This is a genomic window from Natranaerofaba carboxydovora, from assembly GCF_022539405.1.
Taxonomy (GTDB): domain Bacteria; phylum Bacillota; class Natranaerobiia; order Natranaerobiales; family Natranaerofabaceae; genus Natranaerofaba; species Natranaerofaba carboxydovora.
In genome coordinates this window covers 1,322,096-1,334,099 of the sequence record NZ_CP054394.1, presented here as the reverse complement: position 1 = coordinate 1,334,099, position 12,004 = coordinate 1,322,096, and the positions used below count along the sequence as shown (strand labels likewise).

General features: G+C 37.1%; 14 protein-coding genes. 12 read left to right on the top strand and 2 right to left on the bottom strand.

Annotated features, from left to right (window positions below; translation table 11 throughout):
- The first annotated feature begins 29 nt into the window (after positions 1-29).
- The 12 genes from ACONDI_RS06410 (at position 30) to ACONDI_RS06355 (ending at position 10,978) form a co-directional block, all read left to right on the top strand.
- On the top strand, positions 30-1,109 hold the full coding sequence (locus tag ACONDI_RS06410) for a TAXI family TRAP transporter solute-binding subunit (protein ID WP_241080635.1): 1,080 nt from the start codon (positions 30-32) through the stop codon (positions 1,107-1,109).
- Between the two features lie 143 nt (positions 1,110-1,252).
- On the top strand, positions 1,253-1,471 hold the full coding sequence (locus tag ACONDI_RS06405) for a 4Fe-4S dicluster domain-containing protein (protein ID WP_241080640.1): 219 nt from the start codon (positions 1,253-1,255) through the stop codon (positions 1,469-1,471).
- Positions 1,464-2,606 (top strand): 2-oxoacid:acceptor oxidoreductase subunit alpha, encoded by a 1,143-nt coding sequence (locus tag ACONDI_RS06400; RefSeq protein WP_241080427.1) that lies wholly within the window; start codon positions 1,464-1,466, stop codon positions 2,604-2,606. Before ACONDI_RS06405 ends, ACONDI_RS06400 begins: the two co-directional genes overlap by 8 nt.
- Before the next feature lies 1 nt (position 2,607).
- Positions 2,608-3,441 carry a 2-oxoacid:ferredoxin oxidoreductase subunit beta gene (locus tag ACONDI_RS06395; RefSeq protein ID WP_241080639.1) on the top strand — a complete coding sequence of 278 codons (834 nt, stop codon included), beginning with the start codon at positions 2,608-2,610 and terminating at the stop codon, positions 3,439-3,441.
- A complete protein-coding gene (locus tag ACONDI_RS06390) occupies positions 3,438-3,977 on the top strand; it encodes a 2-oxoacid:acceptor oxidoreductase family protein (protein WP_241080638.1) in 540 nt (179 codons plus the stop codon). The genes ACONDI_RS06395 and ACONDI_RS06390 overlap by 4 nt, the downstream gene beginning before the upstream one ends.
- 56 nt (positions 3,978-4,033) lie before the next feature.
- A complete protein-coding gene (gene sucC / locus ACONDI_RS06385) occupies positions 4,034-5,170 on the top strand; it encodes an ADP-forming succinate--CoA ligase subunit beta (protein WP_241080637.1) in 1,137 nt (378 codons plus the stop codon).
- Positions 5,154-6,029 carry a succinate--CoA ligase subunit alpha gene (gene sucD / locus ACONDI_RS06380; protein WP_241080636.1) on the top strand — a complete coding sequence of 292 codons (876 nt, stop codon included), beginning with the start codon at positions 5,154-5,156 and terminating at the stop codon, positions 6,027-6,029. Before sucC ends, sucD begins: the two co-directional genes overlap by 17 nt.
- A gap of 188 nt (positions 6,030-6,217) precedes the next feature.
- Entirely contained in the window at positions 6,218-7,297 is a 1,080-nt protein-coding gene (locus ACONDI_RS06375; RefSeq protein WP_241080635.1) for a TAXI family TRAP transporter solute-binding subunit, read from the top strand.
- Between the two features lie 55 nt (positions 7,298-7,352).
- Positions 7,353-7,583, top strand: coding sequence for a hypothetical protein (locus ACONDI_RS06370; RefSeq protein ID WP_241080634.1), 231 nt, complete (start codon positions 7,353-7,355; stop codon positions 7,581-7,583).
- An 8-nt stretch (positions 7,584-7,591) separates the two neighbouring features.
- Positions 7,592-9,361 carry a TRAP transporter fused permease subunit gene (locus tag ACONDI_RS06365; RefSeq protein WP_338086485.1) on the top strand — a complete coding sequence of 590 codons (1,770 nt, stop codon included), beginning with the start codon at positions 7,592-7,594 and terminating at the stop codon, positions 9,359-9,361.
- 104 nt (positions 9,362-9,465) lie between these two features.
- On the top strand, positions 9,466-10,494 hold the full coding sequence (locus ACONDI_RS06360) for a TAXI family TRAP transporter solute-binding subunit (protein ID WP_241080633.1): 1,029 nt from the start codon (positions 9,466-9,468) through the stop codon (positions 10,492-10,494).
- On the top strand, positions 10,487-10,978 hold the full coding sequence (locus ACONDI_RS06355; protein ID WP_241080632.1) for a DUF1850 domain-containing protein: 492 nt from the start codon (positions 10,487-10,489) through the stop codon (positions 10,976-10,978). Before ACONDI_RS06360 ends, ACONDI_RS06355 begins: the two co-directional genes overlap by 8 nt.
- A 52-nt stretch (positions 10,979-11,030) precedes the next feature.
- Here ACONDI_RS06355 and ACONDI_RS06350 read toward each other — a convergent pair whose 3' ends face one another.
- The gene (locus tag ACONDI_RS06350) at positions 11,031-11,483 is read right to left on the bottom strand and encodes a redoxin domain-containing protein (protein WP_241080631.1); all 453 of its coding nucleotides are present in this window, start codon (positions 11,481-11,483) and stop codon (positions 11,031-11,033) included.
- 183 nt (positions 11,484-11,666) lie between these two features.
- Positions 11,667-11,912 (bottom strand): GYF domain-containing protein, encoded by a 246-nt coding sequence (locus ACONDI_RS06345; protein WP_241080630.1) that lies wholly within the window; start codon positions 11,910-11,912, stop codon positions 11,667-11,669.
- Between the last annotated feature and the right edge of the window lie 92 nt (positions 11,913-12,004).

Genomic DNA, 12,004 nt, shown 5'->3' with positions numbered 1-12,004 from the left:
TTTATAATTTTAAAAAGGGGGTACATTTAATGGAAAAGTTCAAAAAATTTAAAATGTTAGCCTTATTAATGTCTATTGTTCTTATCGGTAGTGTAGTAGCGTTGGTAGGATGTGGAGGAAATGGAGATGTAGATGAAGATGGAGATGGAGCATCACCTACGGAATTTAGATGGGGAACCTCTGACACTGGATCAACCGGGCATGCAGCACTAACAGCGTTAACTACAATCTTGAATAGGGAGATGGATGGTTACAACTATACTGTACTGCCAACACCAGGCGCTGTATACAGTATGAGTCAGTATGCAGAAGGTGAAATGGATGGTTTTTATGGCGCAGATGTTGCATTCTTAGAGTACGGCGAAGAACGTGATCGATTTGAAGACTTTGATTATGAAGGCGCAGAGAGAGAGCTAGTTCAAACATTTTGGGGATATACTTTGGAAGTAGGTCTTGCAGTACATGGTAATGATTATGATGATTATGATGAATGGAGAGATCTAGAGGGAGAAGTTTTATTTACCGGTCCGGCTGCTTGGGATGTAAGAGCAGCACTTAGAATACCTCTACAGGATGCTCTTGAAATGGACTACGAATATAACGAAATTGACTTAGATATGGTTGCATCTTCTTTGGATGCAGGTCACATTGCTGGTATCAATGCTTATACTTCAAGTGAAAGTACTGTGCCGGGATGGCTTTTGGAGGCAGAGCTAGCAACTGATATTCAAGTTTTAAACCCTAGTGATGAAGAGATAGAAATATTAAATGAAGCTGGATATGAAATTGTAGAGATTGATGCAGATGTGTTTGAATCCGACATGGATGTGGATACTGTAAAAAGGATTCCTTTCTTCTACGGTTTTCATATGGGACCTGAAGTTGCGGCGGAAGATGTCTATGAAATGTTAAATGTAATCCATGAATATTCTGATGAACTTGCACAGCAAGACGAGTCATTTGCCCAGATTAACGAAGATATGGTAGAGATTCAGGTAAGAGGCATTGAATCTTCAGTTGACCATGTAGATATTCATCCAGGTTTACAAATGTTCTTGGAAGACCATGATGCTTGGAACTCAGATTGGGACGACAGTGTTGCTGAGTAATGTTTTAGCATAACTTTTAACATAGTTATGGGGGACCCCTTTGTTTAGGGTCTCCCCAACATAACTATGTTAAGAAATAACATTGACCAAAACCGAACAAATAGAATCTATGTAAGCGCAATGACCAAGAAGGAGGATTAAATATGGATAATGATAATATTAGTTCAGTAGTTATCGCAGGCAAATGGTGCAAAGGCTGTGGAATATGCATAGAATTTTGTCCCAAGAAAGTATTAGACTTTGATTCCAAGGGTAAATCTTATGTCAAAAACCCAGAGGATTGTAATAAATGTCAACAATGTGAACTTCGCTGCCCGGATTTTGCGATTGTTGTAAAAAAGGGGGAGAAAGATAATGAGTGAAAAAAAGCCACAATTAATCCAAGGAAATGAAGCTTGTGTAAAAGCTGCAATTGCAGCAGGTATTAAATTTTTTGCAGGTTATCCCATAACCCCATCAAGTGAAATAGCCGAAGGATTAGCAGAAGAGCTTCCAAAGGTAAGTGGTAGATTCATACAAATGGAAGATGAAATCGCAAGCATGGGGGCGATAATAGGTGGTTCTTTAGCCGGGGCAAAGAGTATGACGGCAACAAGTGGCCCGGGTTTTTCTTTGAAACAGGAGAATCTAGGTTTTGCTGCCATGGCTGAAGTGCCCTGTGTTGTAGTTAACGTTCAAAGAGGTGGCCCAAGTACAGGTGCGCCTACGCTGCCATCACAGGGTGACATGATGCAGGCCAAATGGGGTACCCATGGAGATCATCCGGCTATAGCTTTGTGCCCAGCTTCTGTTAGGGAGACTTTTGACTTAACAGTAAGGGCGATAAATCTTTCAGAAAAATACAGAACTCCTGTTGTATTACTAATAGATGAAGTAATAGGTCATATGAGAGAAAATGTAGTTTTACCAACACAGGATGAACTAGAGATTGTAGAAAGGAAAAAACCTGCAAAAGATCTTGATAATTACCTACCTTACAAAGCAGATGACGATATGATTCCTCCCATGGCAAATTATGGAGAAGGGTATCTATTCCATGTAACAGGTCTATCTCACGATGAAACAGGATTTCCCGACCTAAAAAACCCAGATGTAATTGGAGGCCTAACAGAAAGGCTAGTAAATAAAGTAGAAGATAACAAAGATGATATTGTTGAATATAGTACAGAGAACTTAGATGATGCAGAAGTAGTAATTGTTGCATACGGTTCAGCAGCTAGGACTGCAGCTACTGCCATGGATCAAGCCAGAGAAAAAGGGATAAAAACTGGCCTTATTACCCTGAAAACCATTTGGCCATTCCCTGAAGAAATACTAACTGACCTACTAAAAGATGTAAAAACTGTAGTTGTTCCAGAAATGAACCTTGGTCAAATAAAAGGTGAAATAAAGAACTGTATCAACCTATCTCAAAATATAGTAGGTGTAAATAGAGTAGACGGGGAGCTTATAACCCCAGCAGAAATTTTAGAAGCTATCGTTAAGGAGGAATCCTAAAATGGCAGTTCATTTGAGAAAATACTTGCGTCTTAATAAATTACCTCATATATGGTGCCCCGGATGCGGGCATGGGATAATATTGAATAGTCTGATAAGAGCTATAGATGAAGTGGGCTTAGATCAGGAAAAGACTGTAGTAGTATCTGGAATAGGTTGTTCTTCTAGAGCAACAGGTTATCTAAACTTTAATACTCTTCACACTACCCATGGTAGGGCAATGGCATTTGCCACAGGTGTTAAGTTAGGTAACCCTGACTTAAATGTAATTGTACTCTCAGGTGATGGTGACAGTGCAGCAATTGGAGGTAACCACCTGATCCATGCAGCTAGAAGGAATATAGATATAACAACAGTTGTATTTAATAACAACATATATGGCATGACCAGCGGCCAGTACTCACCCCTTACACCAAAGGGTGCCTATGGTACAACTGCTCCATACGGAAATGTTGACCAGGCATTTGATTTATGTGATCTTATGATTTCTTCTGGAGCATCTTACGTTGGACGTGGTGCAACCTATCATGCAAAACAGCTAACCACTTTGATAACTTCTGCTTTAGATCACAAAGGATTTTCTTTTGTTGAAGGTATTAGCCAATGTCCTACTTATTATGGTAGAAGGAATAACCTAAAGACAGCAGTAGACATGTTACAGTGGCAAAAGGATGTAACTATCAAAAAGAAGGCTGCCGAGAAGCTATCACCAGAAGAACAACAAGAGAAGATAATGATCGGAGAGCTTCACAAAGTTGCAGATAGACCTGAATACGTAGAAGAATACGAAAAAGTTATCGAAAAGGTCAGTAAGAAGGAGGGGACAACAGGATGAAAAAATTTGAAATGAGACTTAGTGGATCAGGTGGTCAGGGTCTAATTCTTGCCGGGATAATTTTGGGAGCAGCAGCAACTAAAGAAGGTAAGAACGTAGTTCAGACCCAAAGCTATGGCCCTGAGGCCAGAGGCGGAGCTAGTAAATCAGAAGTATTGATAAGTGATGAGAGAATTGATTATCCAAAAGTAACAGAGCCGGATTTTTTATTAGCTCTAACAGAAGAGGCTCTAAACAAATATATAACTGACATTAAGGAAGATGGAATGGTTATAGTTGACGACAGTGTGGACTGTGACGGGGTAGATTCAAAAGTAAAGAACTTGTACAGCGTTCCTATATTAAGTACTGCTAAAGAAAAACTTAAACCTATAGTAGCTAACATGGTAGCTCTTGGCGCCATTGTGGCGTGCAGTGATGTGACATCTCCTGATGCTACTAAGGAAGCGATAAAAGAAAATGTGCCTCCCGGTACTGAAGATCTTAACTGCAAAGCTTTTGAGAGTGGGTACGAGCTTGGGGAAAAGAATCAATAAAAGAGAATTAGATTTTAGTTTGTTAAGCACTATGAGTTTTACAAGGGGGAAGATTAATGAAACTTTACGAATACATGGCCAAAGAATTACTAGGTAAAAATGGAATCCCTGTACCAAGAGGAGAGGTGGCAGGCTCCACAAGTGAAGCAAAACAAAAGACAGAAGAAATGGACACGCCTGTTGCAATCAAAAGTCAGGTTTTATCAGGAGGACGAGGTAAGGCTGGAGGCATAAAATTCGCCGAAAAGCCAGAAGAAGTATCTGAAGCTGCCGAAGAACTTCTTGATATGAAAATCAAAGGTTATAAAGTAGACACTATCTTAATAGAAGAAAAAATACGAATTGACCAGGAACTATATCTAAGCATAGCAATAGATCCAGTTAATAAAAAGCCTGTTGTTATAGCATCAAAAGAAGGTGGCGTGGATATAGAAGAAGTTCCTGAAGACAAAATAGTAAAAAGATATGTGGACCCAAAATGGGGGGTAGACCCCTATGTTTCAAGAGAAATATTAGACGAATTAGAGCTAGACCAAATTGTTAGTAAACAGGTTACAAAGATTATGAAGAAAATTTATGACCTATTTAAAAATTATGATGCTGAACTAGTTGAGATAAATCCACTAGTTGTTTCCGGAGAAAAAGTCGTTGCGGCAGATGCGAAGATAAACATTGATGAGGATGCGCTATTTCGCCATAAAGACCTGCCAAAGATAAGCGACAAAACAGAACTTGAAAAGAAAGTAGAAGAGATGGGGCTTTCCTTTGTTGAACTAGATGGTGACATAGCAATTATGGCTAATGGAGCAGGTATGGCTATGACCACCTTGGATGTAATCAGTTACTTTGGCGGTAGTGCAGCAAACTTTTTGGATGCTGGTGGTGGAGCAAGTGTAGAACTAACCAAGCAGGCCTTAGAAGTACTTCTATCCACTAACCCTAATGCAGTGTTAATCAATATCTTTGGTGGAATAACCAGGTGTGATGATGTAGCAAGCGCACTAATACAGGTCAAAAATGAGACGGGAATCCCTGTTCCACTTGTGATTAGATTGATGGGTACAAACGATGAAAAAGGGGTTCAAATGCTAAAAGATAACGGAATAACTGCTTATAGGATGATGGATGAAGCGGCCAAAAAAGTAGTTGAGCTTGCAAAGGAAGGGGCTGATGTAGATGGCAATATTGGTTAATGCAGACACAAGGCTATGTATACAGGGAATTACAGGCCATCAGGGCAGCTTTCACCGAGGCCAAATGAAAGACTATGGCACCAAAATCGTAGCTGGAGTTTCTCCTGGTAAAGGAGGAAAAGAAGTAGAAGGCGTTCCTGTTTTCAATACAGTAGCAAAAGCTAGACAGGAAACAGCATGCAATGCTTCGATTATATTTGTTCCTGCCCCTTTCTGTAAAGACGCAGCCTTTGAAGCGATAGATGCTGGAATTGAACTTGTTGTATTGATATCCGAGCATATCCCAGTTCAGGACGCAATGGAGATAATGGCTTTTGCCAGGGAAAGAGGCTCTACAATAGTTGGTCCTAATACCTTTGGGGTTATCACACCAGGGCAGTGCAAAGTAGGCATTATGCCTAACCGTTATTACAAACCAGGTGAAGTAGGAGTAGTTGCAAGAAGTGGGACCCTTAGCTATCAGATAGTAGGGGATATGACACTAAACGGGATAGGTCAAAGTACAGTTGTTGGACTTGGTGGAGATAGAGTAGTCGGATGTGATTTCACCGATATGCTTGAACTATTTGAAGAAGAGCCAAATACCAGAGCAATTGTTATGATAGGTGAAATTGGCGGCTCAAGAGAAGAAGCAGCGGCAAAATATATCAAAGAAGAAATGACTAAACCTGTATTTGCATATATAGCAGGAAAAAGTGCTCCGGCAGGTAAGCGAATGGGGCACGCAGGAGCAATTATTGAAGGTAATAGAGGTACATTTGAATCTAAAGTGACTTCTCTTGAAGAAGCTGGAGTTCAAGTAGCCCAAATGCCGTGGCAGTTAGTTGATATGTTAAAAAAGGATTTAAGCATTAAATAACCAATGTTCAAAAAGGGGAAGTAACTTCCGCATCGGAATTTACTTCCCCTTTTTTTAGTTTATATAGCTCCAACTTTTAAGGTTATACCCTTATCTATTTAAATAAGAAACTTGGCACGATATTTGCGAATTATATAAATAGATTGAAAAATTATATGATTTATAATTTTAAAAAGGGGGTACATTTAATGGAAAAGTTCAAAAAATTTAAAATGTTAGCCTTATTAATGTCTATTGTTCTTATCGGTAGTGTAGTAGCGTTGGTAGGATGTGGAGGAAATGGAGATGTAGATGAAGATGGAGATGGAGCATCACCTACGGAATTTAGATGGGGAACCTCTGACACTGGATCAACCGGGCATGCAGCACTAACAGCGTTAACTACAATCTTGAATAGGGAGATGGATGGTTACAACTATACTGTACTGCCAACACCAGGCGCTGTATACAGTATGAGTCAGTATGCAGAAGGTGAAATGGATGGTTTTTATGGCGCAGATGTTGCATTCTTAGAGTACGGCGAAGAACGTGATCGATTTGAAGACTTTGATTATGAAGGCGCAGAGAGAGAGCTAGTTCAAACATTTTGGGGATATACTTTGGAAGTAGGTCTTGCAGTACATGGTAATGATTATGATGATTATGATGAATGGAGAGATCTAGAGGGAGAAGTTTTATTTACCGGTCCGGCTGCTTGGGATGTAAGAGCAGCACTTAGAATACCTCTACAGGATGCTCTTGAAATGGACTACGAATATAACGAAATTGACTTAGATATGGTTGCATCTTCTTTGGATGCAGGTCACATTGCTGGTATCAATGCTTATACTTCAAGTGAAAGTACTGTGCCGGGATGGCTTTTGGAGGCAGAGCTAGCAACTGATATTCAAGTTTTAAACCCTAGTGATGAAGAGATAGAAATATTAAATGAAGCTGGATATGAAATTGTAGAGATTGATGCAGATGTGTTTGAATCCGACATGGATGTGGATACTGTAAAAAGGATTCCTTTCTTCTACGGTTTTCATATGGGACCTGAGGTTGCGGCGGAAGATGTCTATGAAATGTTAAATGTAATCCATGAATATTCTGATGAACTTGCACAGCAAGACGAGTCATTTGCCCAGATTAACGAAGATATGGTAGAGATTCAGGTAAGAGGCATTGAATCTTCAGTTGACCATGTAGATATTCATCCAGGTTTACAAATGTTCTTGGAAGACCATGATGCTTGGAACTCAGATTGGGACGACAGTGTTGCTGAGTAGTCAAATTCGTTACAAGTTCTGCTGACAAATATATTAAGTAAAGGGGGAAACATATTTGACTGGTGAAAATAAGAGTTTACAAGATAAAATGGTAATATTAGCCAACCCATTATTATTAATATTTGCAGCGATATATTTTGTAATAGTAGTTGGCTACTACCAAACTGGCGCAGGAGGTCCTACTCTTTTAGCAGTAAGTTTGCTACCAGTGGCTTATATCTTGGCAACTCTTGACTCAATTAGAAAAAAGAGTTCTATCCCAGCCTACCAGACAAAGCACAACTAGTTTTAGCAATATTATATATTTCACTGTCAATATTCTCATCACTATATTTAACATCGCAATTTGAAGCAATTCGATTTGAAAGATTAGGTAGATGGTCGAATATGGACATATTTGCAAGTCTTACAACTATTTTATTAGTATTAGAATATGCAAGAAGAAAATTTTTTCCTATCTTTGTCTTAAATATAGTTTTAATTCTTTATGCAGTCTATGGATATATTGTTCCAGGAATGTTTAGCCACCCTGGTCTTAGTTGGTACAGGATAATAACTTCTATGGGTGTTGAGATGAGCACAGGAGTTTATTCTGACCTTACTCAGCTAGGCCTTACCTTGATAGGTGCTTTTTTCTTGGTTTTAGCGGTTCTAAGAGGTTTTGGCTGTATTGATTCAATTTTGAAATTTGCTCAGAGGTTGGCGAAAAAATCAAGTTTTGCCCTACCTCAAGCTGCAGTTATAGGTTCCTTTGCAGTAGCTACTGTAAGCGGTAGTGGACCTGCTAATGCGGCAACTACAGGGGCAGCTACTATACCTGCTCTAAAAAAAGCTGGCTTTCCTAGTGAAAATGCTGCTGCTATAGAGACTGCTTCATCCCTTGGAGGGCAATTGATGCCACCGGTAATGGGCGTGACAGCATTTTTGATGGTTGAATTTTTGGGAGTTGGTTATTTCGATGTTGTAGCTCGAGGCTTTGGACCCGCTTTTGTATACTTTTTTGGTGTTGCAGCTTCAGTTTATCTTTTGACTGCTAAGTATCAAACCCAAGCTGTTAACTTAGAGGTAACAAAAATCAACTTTTATGATAAAGTAAACTTATTAGCTTTTGCTGGAGTTATTAGTGTTTTAATCGTTTTACTTGGGTATTTTAGAATGAGTGCTATGATGTCTGCTTTGAGAGTTTTTACAGGGCTTATCATATTCTTGTCAATCTTCTTTATATCAAAATATATAAAGGAGAAGAAGGAACAGGAAAAGCAAGTATTTTCTAAACAAACTTTTAAAGAAGTCACTGCTCCATATGTGCGTTCGTTAGATACGTTTGCAACGATTGTTTCAGATGTGGTTATTTTGCTGTCACTGCTTGGTATATTAACAGGTATATTTACAATTACAGGTATTCCAACAAAAATAGGAACTTTATTGGTACAGGCAGCATCATTTCACATAGTAGCAGTTGTATTGATTGCTTTTTTATTCGGTTATCTAATGGGGATGGGACTACCCCCGGCTCCTGTATATATTATTGTAGTTCTTGCAATTGCACCAACTATGTTACAACTAGGGATAGAGAATTGGGTGATACATTTCTTTGCTTTCTTTATGGGTGTTTTTGGACATTTGTCACCACCTACATCCCTTACGGCAGCCGTAACTGCCAAAATTGCAGAATCCGATTATACTAAGACTATATTGAGATCACTAGAATCATGTATTCCTTTGATAATCCTTATATTTGCAATCTTTACTAGACCAGAACTTGTTGTTGAGATTGGAACACAGCAGATTTATGGTTTCTTTGTAGTACTAATGGGAACTTTAGGAATTGTTTTCTCAATGCACTGTCATTTTCACAAAGATAAAAAGCCTGATATTGCTATAAAACTATTATTGTTAGTCCTTGCTTTGCTAACTTTATTCCACCCAAGTATATTGATCGGAACTATTACTGCTGTGCCAATAATAGGATTCGTAATATATGGATTAATGCAGGTAAATAAGGGTGAAATCGAAAGAATAGCTAATATCAGAGAAGAAAGAGAAGAAATCGAAGTCTCATAAAGAGGAGAAAAAGCATATTAAAGAGAACCATATCTAATATAAGGGTATGGTTCTTTTTTTAATTAAATAATATTCAATATAGGTTATAGCGGGAGGGAATAAAGGTGGCAAAAAATTTTAATTTAACTTTAATGATGTTATTAGCTCTATTGATAACACTTGTGATAACAATAGGTTATGGATGTGATGATGATGACCCCAAGGAAAAAGAAATCAAAGATAAATTTCAAGGAAATTATGAATTAGAAGAAATGATCACAATTGCCGCCGGCCCATTATCGGGTATATATTATCCAATTGGCATTGGAGTTTCTGATGCTATTGAGAAAAGTTTAGATTATGATATATCCGTTCTTTCTACAGGAGCTTCAGCAGAAAATATCGACTTAATGCTAGATGATAAAATTGAACTGTCTATTACAATGGGGGATGCCGTAAGACAAGCATACGAAGGCTTTGGAGCTTACTACGAACAAGAGCCAAAAAGAGACCTTAGAGGTATAGCTTCATTATATCCTAATTTTGTACAAGTTCTTACTTTAGAGGATTCGGAAGTTAAAAACTTTGAAGATTTGGAAGGCAAAAAAGTAGGAGTTGGTGCTCCTGGTTCGGGGGTTGAATTAAACGCAAGACTGGTGTTAGGAGCTCATGGTATGAACTACTATAATATTGAAGAAAAATATTTGGATTATGGTGAAGCCATAGAATATTTAAGAAGTGGCCAAATAGATGCTGCTTTTGTTACCAGCGGTATACCTAATCCTACTGTAAAAGATTTAATAGATTCTCATGATGTTTTGATAATACCAATTGAGGGAGAGGGAATGGAAAATCTTAAAGAAAGTTATCCTTTTTTTACAGAGAATGTTATACCCGAGGGAACATACAATAATCATGATGAGATTACAACTGCAACTATCAAAAATCTATTGTTAGTAAATAAGAATTTGTCAGATGATAAAGTGTACAATGTAACCAAAAGTATAGTAGAAAATATCCAATATATACAACAAAGCCATGAATCAGCAGAAAAATATGTCACTAAAGAAAACCTAACTTCAAACATGGTTGTACCATTTCATCCAGGTGCAAAACAATATTTTAAAGAAAAAGGACTACTAGAGGATGAATAAAATAAAAAGTAAATTTCTAATCCTTATAATGGTTTTAATTTTTGCTACAACAACAATTGTTTTATCGAATACTAAAGATACTACAAAAGTAATACTTAAAAATGTTGAGACAGGGGAAATACTATTTAGTAATGAGGTAGAATTAGAGGATCAATTAAAGTTTACTTGGATACATTCAATTGACAAATTACCATGGATGGAATATTTCGAAGTAACAGATAATCAAGAGTTAAAATTAAATAAGGTAGTAATACAAGATTTTGGTGCAGGTGTACCTCATAATTTAGGTAATAATTATGAAATAAGAGATGGCAAAATTTTGTTTACAGAAATAAATAAAGCGTACCAAAAATATGAATGGCTTTCTTCACAAATTGCTTTAGAAAAAGTAGAGCTAAATGGCAATACTATAATAACTAAAGAAAAATCAAAAGATTTTCAGAGACTAAAGCTATTTTTACAAACAGTCAAAACACCTTTCTGATAATAAAAAATATAATCAGAAAGGTGTTTTATTTGCAATAAATTTTTTGCTACTACTTAAGCTGTTCCAAAACTTCTTCAAGGTCAGGATTTTCCTTTATAGGATATACTTTTATGAAGATAACTTTATGGTCTTCATCTAGAAGGATGTTTGCTCTTTCTGAAAAGCCTTCTTCTTCCCTAAAAATACCTAGTTGTTTAGCAACTTTGCCATGAGGCCAAAAGTCAGATAAAAGAGGTGTTTTTTCAATTCCAAGATGTTCTGCCCAGGCCTTTTTGGTAGGAACTGTATCTATGCTGAAACCAACTACCTTGGTGTTAAACTTTTCAAATTCTTCACTATTATCATCAATTGCCTTCATCTGCATAGCACAAACTTTAGTCCAGGCAAGAGGATGGGCCGAGATTAAAACTTTTTTCCCTTTAAAATCTTCTAGTTTAAACTCTTCTCCGTTATGATCCTTAAGAGTAAAATTTTGCACTTGATCGCCAATATTTAATGACATTATGTGCCTCCTTAATAATTTTAGTTATTATTTAATATAGAATTATACAGTAAATTAGAAATATTATCAATGGATGATATACTCAAGTTCCTTTGATTGTAAAAAGCAACTATTAAAAACCAAATTGCTATATAAGGATAAATTAAAAAACAACAATAGAAGTTAATAATAATGTTCCTGCTATCAAACTAAAACGAAACAAACGAGAATGCCTTTTCTTCTTCTTAATGTTAGAAGATGGTTTTTCTTGTTTTTTTCTGCCATATATATTGATTGATTTAATTCATTTATAGTCAACCACTTTGAAAGGTTTGGATCCCATATATAGTCAGAGTTATTCAAATAACCCTGTTCTAATATGCTCTCGATACTCTCCCAGGTATAAGGGCCATAAACATTTTCTCCTTGTGCTATATACCAATTTTGCATATTAGACACCACCTTCTAAACACATATATATTTAGATTAAAAATAATTAAGGCAGTGTCTATCACCCTAAAGGGTGATATTAGAAGCTGATG